The organism is Paenibacillus aceris (genome assembly GCF_017874035.1).
Taxonomy (GTDB): Bacteria; Bacillota; Bacilli; order Paenibacillales; family NBRC-103111; genus Paenibacillus_E; species Paenibacillus_E aceris.
The window spans coordinates 29,034-50,778 of record NZ_JAGGKV010000013.1 but is presented as its reverse complement, the minus strand read 5'-3'; the positions used below and the strand labels follow the sequence as shown (position 1 = coordinate 50,778).

Genomic DNA, 21,745 nt, shown 5'->3' with positions numbered 1-21,745 from the left:
TGCTTCTCCTTCCTACCAAATGCCATGTTCACTTCGTTTGCGGATGATCGCATTCGCTCCCAAAATGAGAATCACGCCCACGACATTTTTGAATAAACCGACCGCTGTCGCATAATCCAATTGAAACTGTTCCAGACCTTTCCGGTATACGTAGGTATCAATGATGTCAGCGACTTCATAAACGACCGGGTTATAAAGGTTTAGAATCTGATCGAAACCCCCGTTCAAAATATTGCCTAGGCCCAGAATAAACAAGATCACGATCATCGGAATGAGCGACGGGATTGTAATGTGCAGCATCTTCTTGAAACGTCCCGCCCCGTCTACATCTGCTGCTTCATAAAGATCCGGATTAATCGAAGAAATAGCTGCCAAATAAACGATTGCCCCCCAGCCGATCTCTTTCCATACATCCGTCAAGATCAGCATGGGAATAAAATAATGGGTATCCGATAAAAAATTGATCGGTGTTCCCCCGAGCGAATGGATGACATAATTGATGATCCCCCGTTGAGGAGAAAGCACCTCGCCCACCATGGACGCTAAGATGACCCAAGACATAAAATGTGGCAAATACGAAACGGACTGAGCCACTTTTTTAAACAACACATGTTTGACTTCGTTTAACAGCACGGCCAGCACGATGGGAGCCGGAAAAGCCACGACCAACTTTAACACGCTGATAATCAGCGTATTTTTAAGAGCTCGAATAAAAAGGGAGTCGTGTAACAAGCTTTTGAAATGCGCAAAATCGTTCCATGGACTTTTCCAGATACCTAAGCCGGGCGAAAACTTTTTGAAAGCGATCACAATGCCATAGATAGGAATGTAATGAAAAACGAATAACAAAATCATCGGAAGCAGCATCATGAGGTAGAGCATCTTCATCTTCTTGGCTCTAAGCCAGATTTCATTTTTTTTGCGTACCGACTGAGCGTCAGCATGCTGAAGGGTGATTTCCATGGTTAAGTTGCCTCTCCTTTCTACGATATCTTGGTAACGCTTACAATTTCGATTATAGAAAAAAGCAGCTTCGATTAGTGACACGATCTTTAGATCTTGTACCACAATCTCAATATGTTTCGGCTGCTTTTAATATTTTGCCGGAAGTTGGATGGTCACCCTCGTACCCTCTCCATACTGGCTGTCAATGTCCAGTCCATATGCCTCTCCGAAATGCAATTTGATCCGTGCATGGACATTATAAATGCCTGCCTTCTTCACACTGGGATCCGCAAGCTGCTCGCGAACTTCCGACAATTGTTCCTGCCGCATGCCTAACGCATTGTCCGTAACGGTAATACGGATAGTACCCTCTTGCAGCATACAGGAAATTTCAATGGTTACCTGTTTTCTGGTTTGCCTTGCTCCATGATGTATGGCATTCTCGATAATCGGCTGCAGAATCAGCTTTAGGGCGCCGCATTCCAGGATCGCATCATCCATAAGCCACACACATTGAAAGTTATCGTACCTGCAGGACATGATGTGTATATAGGTTTTGGCATACATGATTTCATCTTTCATTCGGTTCATTTGTTCCCGGTTCGTGATATAGCGAAATAGTCTGCTGAGCGAATTGATCATTTCGACGGCTCTGTCCACTTCTTTTGATTCGACAAGATAAATGAGATTATCCAATGTGTTGTACAGAAAATGCGGGTTGATTTGCGATTGCAAGGCGATCAATTGAATTTCTTTTTTCTCATATTCCAGCTTGACTCTTTCTTTGTCTGCAACGAGCGTTTCAACGACCAAATCATCGATTCGTCTGACCATTTGATTGAAATTACGGCTGAGCAGATCCACTTCGTCAATGCCGGAAATACGGTCCAAAACAATCCGGTGGCTTTCCCCGAGCTCATATTCATTCAACATATGATTCAGTCTGCCGAGCGGTTTGAGCATGCGCTGCGACATATAGAAAGAAAACAACAGCATGAGAAGGAAAATAAGAAAGAACAAATACGAATTGCTTAAAAATAAGTCGATAACCTGGTTTTCCACGTCCGATTCGTTATACCTGGATATAAATGTCCATGAAACACCGCCTATCTCCTTAGCGAAGTCGTAATAATTCCCCCTGTAGGACCCAATTGGCGAATCTAGCACTTTCCCGATTTGTGCCGCAATAGGATGGGATACAATCCGGCTGTCTTTGTCAACGATAAACATTTCACTGCCGTTTTGCTTGAATTCCCCATACAGATTGGAAAGGTACCCACTATCTAATTCGACTGTCACGTAGCCTACAATTTCCGGATATTTCTCCAGCGAGATGATCGGCATTCCCAAGACGATTGAAGCATTGCCGAAGTCATCCTTGGTCAAATGATAACTTATTTTTCTTCCTGATCCTTTCATTTGATTGTAAAAGTCAAGGTCCAGCTCTCCGGTTTGTTTATATCGATTTGAAAATATCAACGTGTTGGATCGGTCGTAAATGCGAATGACATCCCGATTCAGCCCTAAATCATGATTCTCATAAAGCAGCTCTTTTTCAAGCGTTTTAATATCTTTTGCCAAGATCTCATGCTGTACGGCCGTATCCAATGAAATTCGAGCCATCAGCACTTCTTTTTGATTGATATCATGTTCTAAATAACTGGCTGTTTTCGCAAATAATGAATAATGGCTCTTTTTTAAATCGTCTACCACGATGTTGGAGGATTTCCAGTAAAAGATAACCATATAGACTACAAGAGGCAGTAATATTGTGATGATAAAATAAAGTAAAAACCGGTCTCGCAGATTGAACCGGCCTTTGTCCGTCACGAATTTCCTTTCATCCGAACATCGGTCTTTGGCAAACTCATACGTCTTAAATAATTGGATGACCTGATAAACCGGCTTTAGGATTTTGCTTGAAATGACCCTGGAAGAAACGAAGGCAACAAGTAAAGCCAGCAGACAAGTCGCTGCCGTTAATTTGGCCATGAAAAGGAGCTGCTGCTGATAAAAGTCCATCCGCTCAACGTAGACCAGTTGCATATTATTAAAAGGTATGGTCGTAGAATGAGCTTCCACGCCAACAGATAAATTCACTTCAGCCCCTCGGAAAATCAAATTGCGGTTTGCATCAAACAACATGATGTTCTCGTTGTAAGGTACAGCGTCCTTCACATACTGAGGGTTCAATAGGATCAAAATAACGCCGTTATTGGCCCCGTCTTTCCCTATCAGATTGGCGGCAAAAAACACTCGTTTATTCAATTCTTCGAGCGCACGCGACACTCCCTTTGGATGATCTGGATCAGAAGGCGGGATGATGCTTGCAGCGGCTTTCCCCTGGAGCACCAAATGATGTTCTTTTGCTAACTCGCTTTTCACTTGAATCCCGTTAAGATCGAAGTCCAAATAAGTGTGATCGGAACTGAACTGATTTTGGGATGTAATGACGACGATGGAGTCGATGAATTCATTTTCTTGCCGGATGTTGTACAAATATTTTTCAAAATCCATGGAGAGTTCGTATTTCGTGATGACGTTTGTATTCGGCACGCCCATTTGCTGCATATAGTCGGCAATCCGCCCATTCGTCGTTAAATTATTGACCATCGCGTACATGTTGCCCAGGCTCGTATTTAACTCATAGGAAATCTGGTTCATTCGGGTACTGATGACAAACTGCTTTTTTTCTTCAATGAAGTTTTTGATCTTAACAAAAAAAACGCTGCTTAGCAGCAATAATAAAATAAGCATGGCGCTTAAAGAGAACAGCATAAGAAAATTTCGAAACGAAATCCTCTGGAATCCCCTCATTTTCCGAAACATCATAAACCTCCGCTTTGGTTACAAGTAGGGTTGGACCGAAATACAAGAGGTTTGACGCCCATCACTTTCTTAAACACCTTATTGAAATAAGAATGATTATGAATGCCGACCATCACAGAAATTTCCTTGATCTTATAATCTTTGTGCTTTAGTAATTCTACGGATTTGCGAACCCTGACTTCATTCACATAATCAATAAAATTATGACCGGTTTCTTTTTTGAAAATCGAACTGAAGTAAGACGGATGAATAAATAATTGCCCCGCCATATCCTCCAGCGTAATCCTTTCAGTGTAGTGCTTATGCACGTATTGCTTGGCTGTATGTACGTAACGATTTTCATCTCTTTGTTCGATAGGAGCGATTGATATCTTTTCGATCGTTTGTTTTAGCCATATTTTCAAATCTCCGAGGGATGGAGCGGCATAAATATAGGCAAGTGCCTGCTTCTTATCCAGAGTCGGCATCGCCAGTCCTTTTTCTTTGGCTTTCAAAGAAAGCGACAGAATGATCTCTGAAAAGGCAATTCTGATTTCTTCTATATTCAATCGTTTCCCCTGTTCCACTGCATCAAAGAAGCCCCGGAGCCGGGAAGCGGTATCATCATTTTCACGGGTAAGAACGGATTGAATCAATCTGTCCATGACAATGCTCAATTGTTCTTGCTCATTCTCTTTGGCACTTTCGCCAATGTCTCCATCCAACAATTCCTGGTAAAAAAAGATCGCATGTTGATGATTATAAAATTGATAACTCAATGCATAAACGGCTTGATTAAAGGAAGAATGGATCTCGCTAGGATCCTTAATCAGATTGCCGACACTGATTGACAGCACGCATTCTTTCCCAAAGACGGATCTGAGCGACGCTTTGAGCAAATCAGAATAATGTTCAAGTTGGTCTTTCAGATCATATTTGCTGATTGGCCGGGGATGGTGTGCAAAAAGAACCAATTGGTTGCCATAATATAAGACTGGAGTCTGGCTATCCTTCCAATAATCCATCGTCCATTCGGCAATATAATGCCTAATCGATAAACTTAAGTCCTTTTCAAACCATCTTCCGAACGAACACACGATGACCCGCATATAATCCCGAAGCCATGGTTCATCGTACTGCTGTACATTTTCCCCTTTGACCAGGTCGATGAGCATCGCTTCTTCCTGTATGTCCGGAAGTCCCGTCTTTTGGCCATCCGCTATGTCTTCATCCTTCTTTAACTCAATGGCCAAATCATGCATAACCCCCATAATCTCTTCTTTCATCACAGGCTTCAATAAATAGCCCTTTACTCCGAAGCGTATGGCATCTTGGGCATATTTGAAATCATCGTAGGCTGAAAGGATAAGCACTTTCATGTTGGGATATTTTTCTTGGACCGTTTGGGCAAGCTCCAGACCGTTCATTTCCGGCATCCGGATATCCGTCAACACCACATGGGGGTTATGCTGCTCAATGCTTTCAAGAGCTTCCCGGCCATCACAGGCTGAACCGATGACTTGGAATCCCGCTTCCTTCCATGGAAACAAGGTGACTAATCGCTCCCTGATGTTTTTTTCATCATCCACGATAAGAACTTTATACATGGACCCACCTCCGTCTAACTGTGTACGACTAATAGAAAAACCGCACAAGCCATTTCTGCTTAGGCACATGCGGTTCTCCTTCATATCACTTACTTATATGTTCTTACTCGTTTCCACGATTGTTCCCCAAGCGAGACCATAGCAGCCTCTGCGGTTGCGATCGAAGAACGGGCTGACGTCCCGTCGAAAAGCGAGATATACGCCGGATCCACAGGCTTGCCTGCGATCGCATCGCGAAAACACGCCATTTCCGCTTCCATCGGCTTCCTTAAGAAAAGAGGCGGACGGGTTTGAGGGCTTGTAAATACAACTTTCCCTTCTGCCTTCCTATAGTCATTAACACGGTCCGCATCTTCATCCGGCCTCCCATTGATGCCAAACGATTCTATTTGATTGCCGCTTTTCACGACAATTTCGGACCGTTTAAAGTTGACCAACACAGCGCCTTCCGTTCCGTTGATTTTGACAAAGTGCCCTCCTTGTCTAAATCCGGAGCCGTACTGCATCGTGCCTAATGCTCCGTTTGAGAATTCCATGGTCAGCAGCAGATGATCCGGATTGCTGGAAGCTTGAAGTGCCGGATCTATCCATGATCCCGCCAAGACAACAGATGCCGCTCTTCCAATAAGTGTTTGAACAAGGTCGAGCTCGTGGATAAAATGAAATAAATACCCTCCGGTCTTTGCAGGATCCTGCTTCCAGCCGGTGCCGGCTCGTTTATCCTGCCAGCCTGTTCGTTCCGCGTGAGAAACGATTGGTTTCCCAATGGCACCATGTTCGATCAAGCGCTTCACTTGCTGCACTCCGCTCATAAAATGAAGGATATGTCCAGCCATCATGTGGACAGAGGCACTCCGGCAAGCCGCAATCATTTCCTCGCAGTCGGCCAAAGATAAAGCAATCGGCTTCTCACAAAATACGTGCTTTCCATGCTGCGCCGCGAGAATGACATGCTGTTTGTGAAGATGATTCGGACTGGCCACAATGACGGCGTCCACATCATCGCGTGCGACCAGCTCTTGAACACTTGCAGCCGTGGCACAATGCAGCTCTTCCGACAACAGCTTGGCGCTATCGTCCGCCCCTCCAACAACAGCAACCGTTCTCGTTCCTTCCAGGTGATTCAAAATTCTGGCGAACTCGCCTCCGAAATTACCGCATCCGATGACGCCGAATCCCAATGAAGTCATTGCATCCCGCTCCTTCGCTCCATTATAGGCTGATCCACTTCTTCTCACGGAGAGAGGTCATAGCGGCTTCAGCGGTGGCAATGGACGTTGTGGCGGCCGTCCCGTCAAACAGCATTTGCACACTTTCACCTACAGGTATTCCATTTACGGCATCCCGGAAAGCGGACATTTCCTTCTCGATCAGAGTAGCTAACCAGCCCGGCATCCTGGAAGCGGCTGTCCCGTAAGCGACTGCTCCGTCGACGTTTTGATAGGACCGCGCGCGTTCCATATCTTCTTTGGCGGAGTCGTTTAGATGACAGCTGATGATACGTCCGTTTTGATTCAATTCAACTTTCGACTGCTTCAAATCTAGCAGGATCGCACCTTCGGTTCCGTTGATCTTGACGAAATGCTCGCCCCAACGAAATCCCGAGCCGTATTGCATCGTACCGAGCGTACCGTCTGCGAACACTAATGTCAGGAGCAGGACGTCTTCTTCATCACCGAAGCCTTCTCCCTGATGCGCCAGGTTGCCCCCTGCCATGCAAACCGAAACCGCCGGTCCCATTATGGCTTGCAAGAAATCAAGCTCATGAATGTGGTGAAATAGATGCCCTCCTGAGGTGGCATTGTTTTTCTTCCAGCTGACGCTGGCTTGCTTGTCCTCCCAGCCGGTCCGTTCGGAATGGCAGACGAGCGGTCGGCCAATCTTGCCGCTGGCAATCCAAGCTTTGACTTGGTTGACGCCGTTCATAAAATGCATGATATGCCCCGCCATAAATACAACGCCCGCCGACCTGCATGCCTTGACCATCTCTTCACAATCGCTCAATGTAAGAGCAATCGGTTTTTCACAAAACACATGCTTGCCATGTTTGGCTGCTAGCATGACCGGTTCTTTATGAGCATGGCTCGGGGATGCCACGATAATCGCATCGATATCGTCACGCTGCACCAAGTTTTCCAGGCTTTCGATCGCTTCACAATGCAGCTCCTCCGCCAACAGCGCGGCTCGACTGCCCCCATGAACGGCAACGACGCTTGAGCCTTCAAGCCGATTTAACGTCCTGGCCAGCTCCCCGCCGAAATATCCACTGCCCACTACCCCAAAACGCACGCTCTTCATCTCATTAAGCTCCTCTGCCATGTTCTACAAACGGGCCATAAATTGCAGGATCTGATCCTTCATGCCGGGAATCGGTTCATGACCGAAATCCGGATAAATTTCAAGCTTGACCGATGTTTTCATTTTATTGATTGCAGCAAATTGCGAAGACGGCGGACAAACGGTATCCATCAGACCGACACCGATCAATGCGTCTGCTTGAATCCGCGGTGCTAAATTTTGAATATCGATATAACCCAATTTGGTAAACCACTCTTCCTCTCGAAGATGCTGGGGATCGAAATAACGGAAGAAATTCTGAAGCTCCCAATACGCATCCTTCGCTAAGTCCATTTCCCATACTCTCTTATAATCGCTCAAGAAGGGATAAACCGAGGCCACTTTGCGAACTCTCGGCTCAAGCGCCGCACAGGCTATCGCAAGCGCGCCTCCTTGCGACCAACCTGTTGCACCAACCCGGTTCGCATCCACTTCCGGAAAGTTCATGACGATGGAGGCTAGTTGGGCCGTATCCAAAAACACATGACGGAAGAACAGCTTGTGCGGGTCATGATCCTGCAATCCGCGGATGATATGACCTCGCAGCGTATTGCCGACGACACCGCCTCTATCTTCGGATAACCCCCCTTGGCCGCGAACGTCAAGCCATGCGGTTGAACAGCCAAGCGCTGTGTACGCCAACATCTCCGACCAATCCCCGCTACAGCCGGAATAGCCATGAAACTGCAGGACAGCCGGATGCTGTCCTACAGTAGCTTTGGGCCGCACATATTTGGCGTGAATGCGCGCTCCGTTTACTCCTGTAAAATACAAATGAAAGCATTCTGCAGAAGGCACTTGGAACTCAGCCGGAATCAGTTCCACACTGGGATCAACTGCCTGCATCTCCTGAAGTGCTTGATCCCAATAGGCGTCAAAATCGATCGGCCTCGGATTACACCCTTCATAGGTTTTCAACTGCTCCAACGACAAATCAATGACCGGCATCCTGGACTATCCTCCTATGAAAAGGTCTTTGTTAACTTTCACGACAGCTTTCCGTATGCGGGAAGGAGCCGGGTCGTCTTTTCCCCTCAGGCCGGGCCTATGAACATCATGCGGATAGAAGACAGCGTACATGCCTGGAGTAAGCTCTAGGAACTGTTCCCCGGCAGCGGAATCGTACAAGCTATAATCATTCTCTATGCTGCTTTCAACCACGGTAAGATTAGAGGATTCTCCCGCCCAACCGATCGTTTCTTTACCGTCTAACAAATAGTGAATATCGATATACGCGCCATGCTTCTCTGCCCGGGTTTCTTGCATGTCCCTTGCATTCAGCTCCATGACCGTATAGTAAATATCATCGCCTTGTAACGTATACTTGCCATTATCCATCTTAGAGAAGTCCACGTTTTGTACCTCATCCATGATTGTCCTTAGCACCGGATGGACAAACTGGCGTTCCTTGCTCCAATTTTCCTTATTTCCTATAATCACAGCTGCACCCCTTTATCTGCGTATTCCCAGATTTGCAAAGCCGCGCCGATCATGCCGCTCCAATTGCCTTTATAAGCCGGCTCGATGCGAACGGCATCCAACATAGAAGCCATCGTTCGACTGCGAACTTCTTGACGCAGCCGGTCAAACAGGAGCTCACCCGCTTCTGCAACGCCGCCGCCGATGACAATCAGCCCCGGATTAAATGTGTGAATCAACGATGCGATACCTGTGCCTAGAGCGGCTATCGTCTCTTCCATGATCGTACTAGCCAGCGGTTCGCCAGCATGCCACCGGGCAAAAACTTCGCGCGTATCCACATCCTCCGCAGGAAGCCCTTCTGAGACCAGCTTCTCTCTCATCCTTCTGGCGATACTGGTCCCAGATGCGTATTGCTCCAGACAGCCTTTCCCTCCGCAGATGCATAAGGGACCTTGAAAATTAACGGACATATGGCCAATCTCACCTGCTCCGCCCCATGCACCATGCACTAGGCGACCTTCAACTACGATGGCTCCCCCTACCCCGGTTCCGAGAGCAAGGCATATAAAATGATCGATTCCCTTTCCCGCTCCAAACCGTTTTTCCGTGAGAGCGAGTACATTCACATCGTTATCGACGTGCACGGGCAGATGAAATCTTTCCTCCATTAACCTCTTAAGCTGCGTACCTTGGTAACCCGGTATAAGGTCGGAGGAAAATCGAATTTGACCGCTCGTCCATTCAATCTGCCCCGCGCTTCCGACACCGATGCCCCGTACCCGAAAATCCGGCTGCTCCAGCACCACTTTCTTCAGCAAACTTTGAACGGCTTCCATTGCCCGATTGCCCGTATGCGTTTGTCCAGCTAAGGTGCTGAGGCTTATCGAATGAAGGACTTCTCCCGACTCACTAACGATGCCCGCATTGATTTTGGTACCGCCGATGTCCACACCAATCGCATAAGCGGATTGAGCGTCATACCATCCGGATTTCATCGTTTCACTTCCCCGGAGTCAATGACATTGCGCAGGGCATTCACATATCGGGAAGTAATCAGCTGCGGACGGGTAATCGCACTTCCGACGACTACGTATGGAACCCCGGCTTTCATCGCCTTAGCCGCATCCTCCGGCGTCCATATGCGACCTTCCGCAACGACGGGAACCTGAACGGACGCACACAATTGAGACAACAACTCGAAATCAGGCTCATCTTGCTGCCGGCTGTAAGGCGTATAACCCGACAAAGTCGTACCGATTAAATCTACGCCCAGTTTCTCCGCGGCCAACCCTTCCTCCAGCGTGGAGACATCGGCCATAACAGCAACTCCATGCTCGTGGGCATAAGCAATCAGCGGCTTCACAGCCTCCAGCCGTCCTTCGCGGTCCGTGACATCCAATGCGACAATATCCGCCCCAGCCGATATGATGGCTTTTACCTCTGTAAGGGTCGGTGTAATAAAAATATCCGATCCCGGTATATCTCTCTTGATGAGTCCGATCACAGGCACATCAACTTCTTGTTTAATGCACAGAATATCAAATACACCATTCGTGCGAATGCCAATCGCTCCGGATTGAACCGCGGCTCTTGCCATTTTCGTCATCGTATCGCCGCTGTGCAAAGGTTCATCAGCAAGTGCCTGACATGAAACAATTAAACCCTTTTTCGGAAAAATGCTGCTCATTCCACTCATGTGTAATCCTTCCTCTCCCAAAAATGAATTAGACTTGAGCTTGATTTATATATGTCATGATTTTCTCGTTAATTCTTTCTAAACGGCCCATTTCTGCCTCTGGAACCGGCAAGAACGGCAATCTAGCTTCGCCGGTGTTCAATCCGCGCAGCTTCAGAATCTCTTTACAAGCACCATACAAGGACGGGAAGGATAGCAATTCCGCAATCAGATCATTCACAATAAACTGCCATTTGCGGGCTTCTTCCGCTTTACCCTCGACATAGCACTTTTCAATTTTCATAAATAACTCTGGCATAACGCCATATGTGCCGCCGATACCGCCATCCGCGCCAATGCTGCGGCCTGCCAAATACTGCTCGTCCGGACCGTTAAAGACAAGGAAATCATCTCCTCCGGCCGCTTTAAACTGCTGCAATTCAAATGTGCTTTCGGCAGATATTTTCACACCGATGACTTTGTCTTGTGCTGCCATTTTCGTAAGTAAAGCTTTCGACAATTGAAACCCTGTCGTTTGGGGAATATGATAAATAATGAACGGCAGCGAGGTGCTGTCAATCATCTGTTGCCAGTGATGTTCAACGCTTTGCGGTGACAAACGGTAATAAATCGACGGTACGGCCGATATCGCATGAGCGCCTACTTGCTCAGCATGTTTGGATAGCTCGACGCTATCTCGGGTGGAAGGTGCACCAACATGCGCGATGATCGTCATTTCTTGGCCAACTTCCTCCATAACCGCCTCAAGCGTTTGCTTCCGTTCCTCGACGTTTTGAAGCATCCCTTCCCCGGAACTACCTCCCACGTATAAACCATTTACACCAATATTGGCGTAGTGACGAGCTAATTTTTTAGCCGCCTCTTTGCTGACTTCGCCTTTCTCGTCATAGCAAGAATACATAGCAACTGTTATACCTTTGAATCGATCTAAGTCATAAGTTTTCATGTTTGTTCATTCTCCTTTGATTTTGTCTTGAATGAAATACGTTTCCGGTGATACGAACCCCGGAAACGTATTTTCACTTATTGAAAGATCTATTTAGACGAAGCTGCAATAATATCGTTTGACTTCTTCACCCAGTCGTCCAATGCTTGCTGAGCCGTTTTGGCCTTCGTCAATGCGGCCTGGACCTCAGGGTAGAAAGCAGCGCGAGTTTGCGGATATCCTGGAACGGACACACCGATGTCTCCAGCGTATTTGAACAACTCGATGGTTTTGCTTTTCATTGTGCCTGCCTCATAACTTTTCGCAAGCGATTTGCGCGCTACAATGACAGATTCAGCCTGGGTCATCTTGCCCATGTTTTCCGGGTTGTTCGCAAATTTCACAAACTCTTTTGCCCATTTCATTTTCACTTCATTCTTCGTATTCCACATCCAAGTTCCATAACCGAACAATACCGTGTTTGAAGATTTTCCGTCCACCGAAGGGAAAGGAACGATATCGACATCGAATTTCTTGGCATTTCCTTCAGCGAACGCCTTGTTCAACGTCGGTAAATTCCCGATATTACCAAACGCCATTCCAAGCTTGCCTTGAACGAACATATCGTTGAATACCGCAGTCGCTTTTAGGCCGGCAGCGCCTGGCGGAACCACGCCCTCATCCGTCAGCTTGGTCAAGAATTCAAGCCCCTTAACGCCTTCCGGAGAGTTGAGAGTTGCCTTGGTATCGTCTTCATTCCACGTTTTTGCGCCAAAACCCCATAGAATAGAATGAGTTCCTTGGTCACCGCCGGAATCCCCTGCATAAAGTCCGTAACCGTAAGTTTGCTTCGACGGATCCGTCACTGCCTTTGCCGCTTTTAAAAACTGTTCGGAAGACCACGGCTGCATGTTTTGAGGGAGCAGATCTAGCGCACCTTTTGCTTTGAATAAATCTTTATTAACTAATAGACCGATTGCTACCGTGCTGTTTGGATAAATATAGACCTTGTTGTCAACCGAAACGGATTTCAATGTTTTTTCTTCGAAATCTTGTTTGTCGATAATATCGTCAAGCGGAACCAGCAATCCTTTTTTGGCATAAGACAATGGCCAGAAGAATGAACCTTGTTGAATGTCAGGCACTTCGTTCGTATTGGCGGCGACGCTGATTCGTTCATTGATTTTGTCGTCCGGTGTTACAACCATGTTAATTTTCACATTTGGATTCGCTTTTTCAAATCCTGCTTTGATATCATCATAGACTTGCTTCACATCACCGCGTGCATCAACCCACCAAGTAAGCTCTACTTTCTCTTTCGAAGCCGTTGTCGCTGCCGGCGCATTGCCCGCATTTTTTTTCTCGTCTGTTTTGGCGCATCCCGCGGCAGCTGTTACTACTAACGCGGAAGTCAACAAAGTAATGGCAAGCTTTTTCATGTAAACCCCTCCAATTTTTAATTCATCAAATCGGAAACCGTAAAACAATCATCTTACTCGATTGGGCGAAGGCTCACCTCCTAAAGTAGTATCAAAGGGGCAAATTGGAATTTAGCCCTTTACACCGCCAAGTGTGATGCCTTTAACGAAATATTTCTGAAAACTGATGAAAATTAAGAATACCGGTATAAAACCAAGGGAAGCGGCAGCCATTTGCAGCCCATAATTGGCCACATATTCCGATACGAGTGTTGAGATACCCACATTTATCGTCATTTTGGTCTTATCGCTGAGCATAATCAGCTGCCAGAGGTAATCGTTCCAGGCATACGTAAATGTAAAGATCGCAAGCGCACCAATTGCAGGTTTAATGATCGGAAAGAACAGTTTGAAAAACAATCCGATTTCAGAGCAGCCATCGATTCTTCCGGCTTCCAGCAGTTCGGTCGGCACGGATTCGCTGAATTGCTTCATCATGAACACCGCAAACGGAATGGTCAACACAGGCAAAATGGCGCTTGCCAAATTGTTCACAAGACCAAGGTCCCGCATCATCGTAAATAAAGGGACAAGTGTAATTTGTCTGGGAATGAACATTGCAATTAAGACGGCACTAAAGAAAAATTCGGAGCCTTTGAACTTCCGTTTGGTTAGCGCATAACCAGCCATCGATGCAATGAGGACAACGCCAACTGTGGCAACAACGGAAACGAAACCGCTATTATATAGCCAATAAAATATGGAACCGTCATTGATCAGATTGTAGAAGTTCGCCATTGTTATTTTTGTAGGAATCCAGTCAGGGGGGATTTTCACACTTGAAGACTGGTTCTTAAAAGCGCCGGTAACCATCCAATACAGCGGAAAGATAAACAATGCGGCAGACACATACAGAAGGATATTCCCCAATACCTTCATGATCAAGTAAGATGATTTAGCCATGAGTACTCCTCCCTTAGTATTGAATATCTGACTTCATGAGCTTAAATTGAACAACGGCAACAATCGAAATCAAGACAGTAATAATGATGCCCATTGCAGAGGCTGCGCCAAGCTTTCCATACACGAATGCGGTTTCATATAACAAAAACATAATCGTGGAAGTGGCGTAGTTGGGTCCGCCGCCCGTTAGCATTTGTACAACGACAAAGGTTTGAAAAGCCCATATCGTTGACATGACCAGAATATACAACGAAGTCGGTTTCAAGAGCGGCAGCGTAATATGCCAGAACTTTCTTGGCGCTGAAGCCCCATCGATATCCGCGGCCTCATAGTACTCAGGAGATATGTTACCCAAAGCGGCTAATAGTAAAATAATAGGTTGTCCCACGTTAAAGGTCACAACGACTAGAATCAGCGCTAACAAGGCAACGCGCTCATCAGAGAGCCACATGACGGGCTTTGCGCCGAACAAGGATAAGGCATAGTTGGCAATCCCGTTCACGGGGCTGTAGATCCAAGCCCAAATCAAGGAAAGAATGACTTGAGAAGTGATGATTGGCAAGTAAAACGCACCTCTGAAAAAAGAGGCTATATGCTTATGTTTGCCATAAATGAGAACGGCAGCAAATATGGCAAAAATAAATGTCAGTGGCACCGTACCGAAAACAAAACCGAATGTGTTGGCGATGGAGCGTAAAAAGACGCGATCTGACATCAATTCCGCATAGTTCCCAAGCCCAATCCATTCCTTCTTCCCTAGTCCGTAGTCAAAAAAACTAAGATAGAAGGCGTTTACAATCGGGTAAATCTCAAAAATAAGAAACAAAATTGCAAATGGAGCAATAAAAAAGAGCCCCCAAAATTCACCTCGAATAGACCGCGACGCCTTAGCAACTCTGGTCGTCATCTTCACCCCTCCAAATCATAATCTGTTATTCTAGTTGTTTTTCTTTTTGTATAGCGCTTACAGAAATTATTATAGTTTACTGAAACTTTATAAAACAGGAACGTATCTATCGGTTTTGTTCATAAAAATAAGAAGTTTTTTCGGCTGTTCACTTTTCCACGATCATTGTTCACTTTATTACGAATAAGCAAACGAACAACAACAAATCCTCCTTAGGATAAGGAGGATTTGAACTTTACACGGTATTGTTGAGGGCTTACACCCATCGTTTTCTTAAAGATTCGGCCAAAATAATTGAAGTTCTCATAGCCTACCTTTTCTGCAATCGCATAGACAGGCAGCTTGGATTCAAGCAATAATTCGGCAGCTTTTCCTACACGAATTTGATTGAGATATTCCGAAAAACCGACCTGCGTTTCTTTCTTAAACAAATAACTTAAATAATTTTCACTCATTCTGACTCTTTCGGCGGCATGCCTCAAAGAGATGTCCTCTGTATAATTGGTTTTCATGTAAAGAATTAATTGTTGAATATCTTCCCGGAAGTTTCCTCCCCCAAGTGCTTTCCCTTGACCGCAGCAGTCATCAATGAGTTGTTCGAACCATTGCTTCGCCTTACTTAATTCATCAAACTTCAGGACTTGTTTATATAAGGGCTCTTCCTGCTCAAGTTCTTTGAACATGTCTTCTTGGTAAGGTTTTAGGCCGTTCTGAATCGTATGCAGCAACTGCAAACACAATTGGATGCACTTCTCGACAGGACCTTTCCACATTTCCATCCGTTCAAATATTCTGTCCAGCACTTGCTTAATCCCCATCGCGTTCATCCGGTCCAATTCGACTTTCAATACCGTCTCATCCTCTTGCGTAATCACATTCCCTGCCGGAATGTTCTCCAAATGATCGGCATATAGATAAACCCTTTCTTTTCCTTCATAAAAATAATTTTGGAGCGCGCGTTTTGCCCTCGAGTACACGTCAGGCAGACTCTGTATACCTTGAGACCCTTCACTGATCCCTATGCTAAGAGATAAATTAATAAATCGTCTTGCGGCCTCAATGATCTCCTTGCCGAATCTAACCCCTTCGTCAATGGGATGGACTCCCTCCTTCTTTTTGGGAAAAAGCAGGACGATTTCTTCCTCATTCACATCTTGAAATATGCCCTCTGTGCTCTTGTCCAGCTGTAAGGAAATAAGATTCACTAATTTCTGCTTGTCCGAACTATCCGTTCGATGCTGATCGCGATGAATGGTTATCAGAACAAAAACATACCCATTCAGAAAGAATACTCTATCTTTTTCCGCAACATGCTCATCTTCTGCCATGGCATTCGGCTGAAAAATCCACTGCTTCAGCTGCCGCGAACCTCCATTTTCATTCATTTCCACCGCGGGCTTTGTATCGATTTGGCGCTGCCGAACCTCCCGGCTTGATGAAATTTTCTTCGAAACGTCGAGCAACATTTGCAAAAGTTCTTCAGGCTTTAAAGAAGCTTTCAGGATATAGTCCTCTACGCCCAATTTCATCGCTTTCCGCACATATTCATAATCATTATGGGAACTGAGCACAATGATATGCGTATCCGGATATTCGCTCTTTACTTTCTCAATCAGCTCGATACCGTTCATTCTAGGCATGACGATGTCGGTCAGCATGATATCAGGCCTCGTCTTCTCGATAATCTCCAACGCTTCCAAACCATCCTGTGCATCCCCGACATAGGTCAGCTGATGCTGCTCCCAGTCAATCAATGATTTTATACCTAATCGAACCAAAAATTCGTCATCTACGAGCAGTACTTTCAGATGCATAAGCGTTCCCTTCCTCGATCGTTTTAAGCGGCAATTTGAACTCGACCGTCGTCTCGTTCGCCTTACTTTGAATATGCAAACCGTACCCTTCACCGTATTGAAGCCGGATGCGCTCATGCACATTCATAATACCGATACTTTGCGATGCGGCATGTCCATGTCCTTGCAATAAGCACTGATTGATTTCATCGATTTTGTCCGGATGGATCCCCGTACCATTGTCTGTGACGGTTAATATCATTTGATCTTGGTCAGCCACAGCCTTAATTGTAATAACACCTCTCCCTTCCATCGGCTCTATTCCATGGTGAATACTATTCTCTATAATGGGCTGGAGCATAAATTTGATGGCTTCCTGCTTCATTAACGGCTCGGGAATATGAAACTCGACACTCAATTTATCGTTGTATCTCAATTTCATTAGGGTAATGTAATGCTGAACATAATCCATTTCCTCTTTAAGCGAAATCAACGTTTCTCCTCTTCCAATACTCGCTTCCATCATACTTCCCAGGCTGGACAGCATCTCCCCGACCTCCCGGTCATTGCGGATGTAAGCCATCCATTTGATGTTGTTCAACGTATTCAAAATAAAATGCGGGTTAATTTGCGCCTGAAGCGCTCGAAAACGCATTTCTTCTTTCTGAAAATATTCATCCTTCAACCTTTGAAGCAGGTCCCGGATTTGTCTGGCCATATGGTTATAGGTATCAATCAGCGTAGCAATTTCATTGGGACCCGAAAGCGCCAGTGAGCTGTTAAAGTCGTTTTTCTCTATTTCTTTCATTCGTTTATTTAAAAGCTTGACCGGCTTGGATACTCGGTAAGATATGCTGAAAGCGAGCAGCATAAACACAATGACAATGATCCCGACCGTGATCATATTCGTTCTGCGTAAATCAAATATTTCTTTAAACACCGTATCGTAAGGAATAAACTGTATTAATTTCCAGCCGGTTAAGCCGATCGTGTCAAAGCTGGCAATCCATTTCTGATGATTCTTTTCCACAATCAACTGCCCTTTGGAGGAGTCCCATATTTTGGAGACATCTTCTGGTAAAACCTCGATTGGATCCATGCCCTCTTTCATGGAACTGGAAATAATTTTCCCATGTTGGTCCATGATCATGACATTACCGTCCAATTTCGACATGTACTTGCGAAAATCGCTTTCGCTTACACTAAAGAGCTCGATCCCGATATTTTGATTGGTTTGCACATCTGTAATGGTTTTAATCAGAGTAACGAGCTGGCTCCTGTCATAATAAATATAATTCCTGCTGTCATTCGCCATCCAGCTAATGCCAAATGGTTCTTTTAACATCTCTTTATACCAATCCGATTGAATATACTCGTCATATAAATCTTGTTGGACAATTTTGTTGCTTAACCAATTTCCGTGCATATCGAGCAAAGTAACATAGCTTTCCGAAAAATAAGAAGAATAAAGCTTATTCATTGCGTTATCTGCAAGCCTCAGCTTTTCGTAATAGGTAACGGAATTGGGCTGTTTCAGCAAGGAGGTAATATTGGGGTTCGTTGAGATGTCTACCGCAGATTTCAGCATATCCTGCAGCAATAACTCAATATTGAAATCGATTTGGTACAAAGCTTCTGATGTAGCATTGCCGATTTTATTCTCAATCACGCGCTCTAAAGGCTTATCGATCCAAAAGGCGCTTATAAATAGGGGAATAATGAGAAACAACAGAATGAAAAAAAGAATCTGGTTGTGAATAGAATTCCAGCGTTGCATTGATTTTCTCACCCATTGCATGGCGCGACCCCACTCTGCTTAAAATTTACATGCCTTCTTCCCTAATTCTCCAATTTGAGAAAGAAAACGAAGAGCAACTTTTAGGTGAAGTCTACCACACTAAGCACAATGGCACAATTTAGGATAAGCAATCAGAGCGACTCAATCCGAAACACGTCCTCGAAATCCTTTCCCAGTAAATCGCACAATTTCTTGGCTGTCGCAGGTCCTACTGATTTATGCGATCTTTCCAGTAAGCTGATATAGGAGTGGCTTAAACCTGAATGTTTAGCTAACTCTCTTTGCGAAAAGCCTTTAATAATTCTTGCCTTCATGAACGCATCGGTCTTTGCTCTTATCCTCATATCCATCTTGTCCCCCTGATTACAAATGTTCTCATTCTGTTCCCGTAATTCCAATTATAGCATGAGATTTAACTTTTGTAACCAAAAATGTTTACTTTAAGCAACGTAAATTTCAACAACAACTATCCATTTTCCAGTTATTGAAATTACTTTTGTATACTGATATTATTATTATGTTTACTACTGTTTACTTTTTTAAACTGCGAGGGTGAAAGTGATGTATTTCTATGATAAATTAAGAGATTTGCGTAAATTAAAAGGATTCACCCTTCGAGAGCTGGCTGACCGTTCGGGCGTATCCGCGGCGTATATCTCCCAATTAGAAAACGGCAATCGAGGCATCCCGTCGCCTGAAGTTTTAATGAAGCTCTCCGAAGGACTCAATACATCGTATTCTGAGCTTATGGATCTTGCGGGATATTTGGAATCAACGCCGTCCATGGAGAAGTTTCAAAGCAATCCCGTTAATTTGCGCCGATTTCTGCGTGAGAATGAACTTATGTTCGATGGTCATCTGTTAACCGATGAAGACAAGGAATGGGTTGAGCGAATGCTGACCGTCTTATTCTGGAAGCAGCGGCAAGAAGCAAAGCAGCATGACCGGGAAGCGACACAAGGATAAACGACTTCGTCGTCAAGGTAGATGCGAAGCAAAAGTATAAAACTTATACTTTCTTATTTATTAAAAAAGAAGGAACCGGCAGCAAGGCCATGTTCCTTCTTTTTTTGGTTATCGAACCGGATAATCAATGACGATCACATTGTCAATGATGCCGCCTATTGATTTGACGAATTCCTGATGAACAGGGTGGGGACCATATTGCTGCAAGGACTCGCGATCTTGGAAGGTCACCCGCAAACCCAGCGTGTAACCCTGCACATTGTTTGTTTCTTCGGTCTCATTCACCCCAGCGGAAATTTCAACGATGCCGGGAATTTTTCCTTTAAAAGACAATAAGGTTTCAATCAATTCCTGTTCCTTCTGCGCTGCTAATGTTTCCTTAAATCTGAAACAAACCAAGTGCTCAAACATCGTTCTGACCAACCCTCCTGCCTATTTTCTTTTACAAGGTTAAATTCTGGCCTGGCTCCAGTACAAGCCCTTTTATGCCTTCTGCAGCCAGACTTTCCACAAATGCATGCGGATTTTGTTCAATGACCGGGAACGTGTTGTAGTGCATAGGAATAACAGTTTTGGCCTTTAAATACTGGGCGGCGATCACCGCATCTCGCGGACCCATCGTATAGTTGTCGCCTATCGGAAGGAAGGCAAGATCAATATCACTAAGTTTGCCGATCAATTGCATATCCCCGAATAGACCTGTATCCCCTGCATGATAGATGGTTTTCCCCTCTACCGTAATTAAGAAGCCACTGGCCATACCCGTATAAATATTTTCTGTCGTTCCGGGCGGATTATAGGAAGAATCGTGCAACGCCAGCGTCATTTTTAACTGACCGAAAGGAAATTCATAGGTCCCGCCGATCCCCATGCCATGAGTCTTCGCCCCTTGAAAGCCAAGGAATCTGGCCAAGTCATTAGGAGCAATAACGGTTGCCCCATTGCGCTCGGCTATCTCCAAAGTATCCCCTACGTGATCGCCATGACCATGCGTAACGAGGATGTAATCCGCCTTGATTTCCTCTGGTTTCACGACGGCCTGAGGATTATGGTTTAAGAAAGGATCTATAATGAGCGTATGTTCCTGCAATCGAATCTCCACACAGCTTTGTCCGTGAAAAATAATATTCATGTAATCGCTCCTTTTGATATGTACTGAACTCATAATCAACCTTTGGTTCAAAAACTATTTTATCATACTTTATTTGCCAAGTTGAAATGCTGCGCATATCTTTCCTCACCCCACCCAAACACAATCCTCAGGCCTCTTATCCAAAAGAAACCCCCGAAACTTCGTCGTCCCCAACTGATGCATGTCCGATCTGTCAAGATAGTCGATTCTGCAGCATATACGCGGCTCAATCCACTGTGTGTTCCCCTCTTTTACGGTGCACAGCGGCGCAGCCAACGTAAGAAATAATTCCTTGTCCGAGGGTGTAATGCCCGCTTCCACCACACCAACCGGTTTATGCTTCACTGTCCTGAAATTCAAACCGATAACGAGTTCGAAAGGGTCCATTCGATATCCCAATATTTCCACGTCGATTGACTTCACATACTTCACCTTAAGCCACTCTTCGCTTCTCGCACCGGGCACATAGATGGAACGCTTTCGCTTGGCCACAATCCCTTCCATATTCCGTTCTTTCATCAACTCGAAAAGCGCCTTCCCCTGCCCTTCCACGAACATTGTTGGCATCAGAACCGGCGTAGAATCGACAATATCAATTAAGCGCTGTTTCCGCTCCATTAATGGGTCTTTAAGATGTTCTCTGACGCTATATAAAAGGTCAAAAACAACAAAAGTCGCCGGATGCGTATGCACGGCACTGCTTATTTTGCCGGACTGACTGATCCGGTCACGATACGAAAAATCATCAAATACCGGTCTGCCGCCGCGCAGCACAATCCCCTCGCAATCCAAAATAGCAGTATGCGCTTTAATCGCTGTGAGGGCATCCTGTAACTCCGGGAATTTGCTGGTTACCGCCCGTCCACTTCGCGAGTAGGCTTCAATACGGCTTCCCTGCTTATGGAGAAGAATTCGGAAGCCGTCCCATTTGGGCTCAAATATAAATTGATCATCGTCAAAAGGCTCTTTACCGACGCTGACGTTCATTGGCTTTATCGCAGAAAATAACATGAACATCCCCTCCTGTT

The 21,745-nt window shown here is 45.3% G+C and carries 20 protein-coding genes; 1 reads left to right on the top strand and 19 read right to left on the bottom strand.

Features of this window, described 5'->3' with window-relative positions:
- Positions 1-12: 12 nt before the first annotated feature.
- The 16 genes from J2Z65_RS21960 to J2Z65_RS21885 all read right to left on the bottom strand — a co-directional run bounded on the left by J2Z65_RS21960 (position 13) and on the right by J2Z65_RS21885 (position 18,963).
- Complete coding sequence (locus J2Z65_RS21960) at positions 13-963, bottom strand: ABC transporter permease (protein ID WP_167058292.1); 951 nt, start codon at positions 961-963, stop codon at positions 13-15.
- A 129-nt stretch (positions 964-1,092) separates the two neighbouring features.
- Positions 1,093-3,777, bottom strand: coding sequence for a sensor histidine kinase (locus J2Z65_RS21955; protein WP_193580921.1), 2,685 nt, complete (start codon positions 3,775-3,777; stop codon positions 1,093-1,095).
- The gene (locus J2Z65_RS21950) at positions 3,774-5,360 is read right to left on the bottom strand and encodes a response regulator (protein ID WP_167058285.1); all 1,587 of its coding nucleotides are present in this window, start codon (positions 5,358-5,360) and stop codon (positions 3,774-3,776) included. The genes J2Z65_RS21955 and J2Z65_RS21950 overlap by 4 nt, the downstream gene beginning before the upstream one ends.
- Positions 5,361-5,449: 89 nt before the next feature.
- Positions 5,450-6,550: a Gfo/Idh/MocA family protein gene (locus J2Z65_RS21945; protein WP_167058282.1), complete on the bottom strand. Its 1,101-nt coding sequence runs from the start codon at positions 6,548-6,550 to the stop codon at positions 5,450-5,452.
- A gap of 22 nt (positions 6,551-6,572) precedes the next feature.
- Positions 6,573-7,658, bottom strand: a complete 1,086-nt coding sequence (locus tag J2Z65_RS21940) for a Gfo/Idh/MocA family protein (protein ID WP_167058279.1) — start codon at positions 7,656-7,658, stop codon at positions 6,573-6,575.
- Between the two features lie 24 nt (positions 7,659-7,682).
- Positions 7,683-8,645 (bottom strand): acetylxylan esterase, encoded by a 963-nt coding sequence (locus tag J2Z65_RS21935; protein ID WP_167058276.1) that lies wholly within the window; start codon positions 8,643-8,645, stop codon positions 7,683-7,685.
- 6 nt (positions 8,646-8,651) lie between these two features.
- Positions 8,652-9,137: a YhcH/YjgK/YiaL family protein gene (locus J2Z65_RS21930; protein WP_167058273.1), complete on the bottom strand. Its 486-nt coding sequence runs from the start codon at positions 9,135-9,137 to the stop codon at positions 8,652-8,654.
- Entirely contained in the window at positions 9,134-10,114 is a 981-nt protein-coding gene (locus tag J2Z65_RS21925) for an ROK family protein (protein ID WP_167058270.1), read from the bottom strand. The genes J2Z65_RS21930 and J2Z65_RS21925 overlap by 4 nt, the downstream gene beginning before the upstream one ends.
- Entirely contained in the window at positions 10,111-10,806 is a 696-nt protein-coding gene (locus J2Z65_RS21920; protein WP_167058620.1) for an N-acetylmannosamine-6-phosphate 2-epimerase, read from the bottom strand. The genes J2Z65_RS21925 and J2Z65_RS21920 overlap by 4 nt, the downstream gene beginning before the upstream one ends.
- Before the next feature lie 37 nt (positions 10,807-10,843).
- A complete protein-coding gene (locus J2Z65_RS21915; protein WP_167058268.1) occupies positions 10,844-11,761 on the bottom strand; it encodes a dihydrodipicolinate synthase family protein in 918 nt (305 codons plus the stop codon).
- Between the two features lie 89 nt (positions 11,762-11,850).
- Positions 11,851-13,179, bottom strand: a complete 1,329-nt coding sequence (locus J2Z65_RS21910) for an ABC transporter substrate-binding protein (RefSeq protein WP_167058265.1) — start codon at positions 13,177-13,179, stop codon at positions 11,851-11,853.
- A 111-nt stretch (positions 13,180-13,290) separates the two neighbouring features.
- Positions 13,291-14,121 (bottom strand): carbohydrate ABC transporter permease, encoded by an 831-nt coding sequence (locus J2Z65_RS21905; protein WP_167058262.1) that lies wholly within the window; start codon positions 14,119-14,121, stop codon positions 13,291-13,293.
- Between the two features lie 13 nt (positions 14,122-14,134).
- Positions 14,135-15,028 (bottom strand): carbohydrate ABC transporter permease, encoded by an 894-nt coding sequence (locus tag J2Z65_RS21900; protein WP_167058259.1) that lies wholly within the window; start codon positions 15,026-15,028, stop codon positions 14,135-14,137.
- 212 nt (positions 15,029-15,240) lie between these two features.
- Positions 15,241-16,842, bottom strand: coding sequence for a response regulator (locus J2Z65_RS21895; protein WP_167058256.1), 1,602 nt, complete (start codon positions 16,840-16,842; stop codon positions 15,241-15,243).
- Positions 16,814-18,598 (bottom strand): sensor histidine kinase, encoded by a 1,785-nt coding sequence (locus tag J2Z65_RS21890; protein WP_167058253.1) that lies wholly within the window; start codon positions 18,596-18,598, stop codon positions 16,814-16,816. The genes J2Z65_RS21895 and J2Z65_RS21890 overlap by 29 nt, the downstream gene beginning before the upstream one ends.
- 152 nt (positions 18,599-18,750) lie before the next feature.
- The gene (locus J2Z65_RS21885) at positions 18,751-18,963 is read right to left on the bottom strand and encodes a helix-turn-helix transcriptional regulator (RefSeq protein WP_167058250.1); all 213 of its coding nucleotides are present in this window, start codon (positions 18,961-18,963) and stop codon (positions 18,751-18,753) included.
- 217 nt (positions 18,964-19,180) lie between these two features.
- Here J2Z65_RS21885 and J2Z65_RS21880 point away from each other — a divergent pair, with 217 nt between their 5' ends.
- Positions 19,181-19,585 (top strand): helix-turn-helix domain-containing protein, encoded by a 405-nt coding sequence (locus J2Z65_RS21880; protein WP_167058246.1) that lies wholly within the window; start codon positions 19,181-19,183, stop codon positions 19,583-19,585.
- Positions 19,586-19,693: 108 nt separating this feature from the next.
- On the opposite strand, the gene J2Z65_RS21875 is transcribed toward J2Z65_RS21880, so the two are convergent.
- The 3 genes from J2Z65_RS21875 to J2Z65_RS21865 form a co-directional block, all read right to left on the bottom strand.
- On the bottom strand, positions 19,694-19,996 hold the full coding sequence (locus J2Z65_RS21875; protein WP_167058243.1) for a Dabb family protein: 303 nt from the start codon (positions 19,994-19,996) through the stop codon (positions 19,694-19,696).
- 31 nt (positions 19,997-20,027) lie between these two features.
- Positions 20,028-20,717: a metal-dependent hydrolase gene (locus tag J2Z65_RS21870; protein WP_167058240.1), complete on the bottom strand. Its 690-nt coding sequence runs from the start codon at positions 20,715-20,717 to the stop codon at positions 20,028-20,030.
- Positions 20,718-20,822: 105 nt separating this feature from the next.
- On the bottom strand, positions 20,823-21,728 hold the full coding sequence (locus J2Z65_RS21865; protein WP_167058237.1) for an ATP-dependent DNA ligase: 906 nt from the start codon (positions 21,726-21,728) through the stop codon (positions 20,823-20,825).
- Positions 21,729-21,745: the final 17 nt, after the last annotated feature.

What these genes read in the sequence shown, in the direction of transcription:
- J2Z65_RS21920 (WP_167058620.1), bottom strand. Translation starts at nt 10,806, where the DNA reads ATGAGCAGCATTTTTCCGAAAAAGGGTTTAATTGTTTCATGTCAGGCA.
- J2Z65_RS21935 (WP_167058276.1), bottom strand. Translation starts at nt 8,645, where the DNA reads ATGCCGGTCATTGATTTGTCGTTGGAGCAGTTGAAAACCTATGAAGGG.
- J2Z65_RS21865 (WP_167058237.1), bottom strand. Translation starts at nt 21,728, where the DNA reads ATGTTATTTTCTGCGATAAAGCCAATGAACGTCAGCGTCGGTAAAGAG.
- J2Z65_RS21955 (WP_193580921.1), bottom strand. Translation starts at nt 3,777, where the DNA reads ATGATGTTTCGGAAAATGAGGGGATTCCAGAGGATTTCGTTTCGAAAT.
- J2Z65_RS21910 (WP_167058265.1), bottom strand. Translation starts at nt 13,179, where the DNA reads ATGAAAAAGCTTGCCATTACTTTGTTGACTTCCGCGTTAGTAGTAACA.
- J2Z65_RS21880 (WP_167058246.1), top strand. Translation starts at nt 19,181, where the DNA reads ATGTATTTCTATGATAAATTAAGAGATTTGCGTAAATTAAAAGGATTC.
- J2Z65_RS21890 (WP_167058253.1), bottom strand. Translation starts at nt 18,598, where the DNA reads ATGCAACGCTGGAATTCTATTCACAACCAGATTCTTTTTTTCATTCTG.
- J2Z65_RS21950 (WP_167058285.1), bottom strand. Translation starts at nt 5,360, where the DNA reads ATGTATAAAGTTCTTATCGTGGATGATGAAAAAAACATCAGGGAGCGA.
- J2Z65_RS21875 (WP_167058243.1), bottom strand. Translation starts at nt 19,996, where the DNA reads ATGTTTGAGCACTTGGTTTGTTTCAGATTTAAGGAAACATTAGCAGCG.
- J2Z65_RS21895 (WP_167058256.1), bottom strand. Translation starts at nt 16,842, where the DNA reads ATGCATCTGAAAGTACTGCTCGTAGATGACGAATTTTTGGTTCGATTA.
- J2Z65_RS21925 (WP_167058270.1), bottom strand. Translation starts at nt 10,114, where the DNA reads ATGAAATCCGGATGGTATGACGCTCAATCCGCTTATGCGATTGGTGTG.
- J2Z65_RS21960 (WP_167058292.1), bottom strand. Translation starts at nt 963, where the DNA reads ATGGAAATCACCCTTCAGCATGCTGACGCTCAGTCGGTACGCAAAAAA.
- J2Z65_RS21915 (WP_167058268.1), bottom strand. Translation starts at nt 11,761, where the DNA reads ATGAAAACTTATGACTTAGATCGATTCAAAGGTATAACAGTTGCTATG.
- J2Z65_RS21900 (WP_167058259.1), bottom strand. Translation starts at nt 15,028, where the DNA reads ATGACGACCAGAGTTGCTAAGGCGTCGCGGTCTATTCGAGGTGAATTT.
- J2Z65_RS21870 (WP_167058240.1), bottom strand. Translation starts at nt 20,717, where the DNA reads ATGAATATTATTTTTCACGGACAAAGCTGTGTGGAGATTCGATTGCAG.
- J2Z65_RS21945 (WP_167058282.1), bottom strand. Translation starts at nt 6,550, where the DNA reads ATGACTTCATTGGGATTCGGCGTCATCGGATGCGGTAATTTCGGAGGC.
- J2Z65_RS21940 (WP_167058279.1), bottom strand. Translation starts at nt 7,658, where the DNA reads ATGAAGAGCGTGCGTTTTGGGGTAGTGGGCAGTGGATATTTCGGCGGG.
- J2Z65_RS21905 (WP_167058262.1), bottom strand. Translation starts at nt 14,121, where the DNA reads ATGGCTAAATCATCTTACTTGATCATGAAGGTATTGGGGAATATCCTT.
- J2Z65_RS21885 (WP_167058250.1), bottom strand. Translation starts at nt 18,963, where the DNA reads ATGAGGATAAGAGCAAAGACCGATGCGTTCATGAAGGCAAGAATTATT.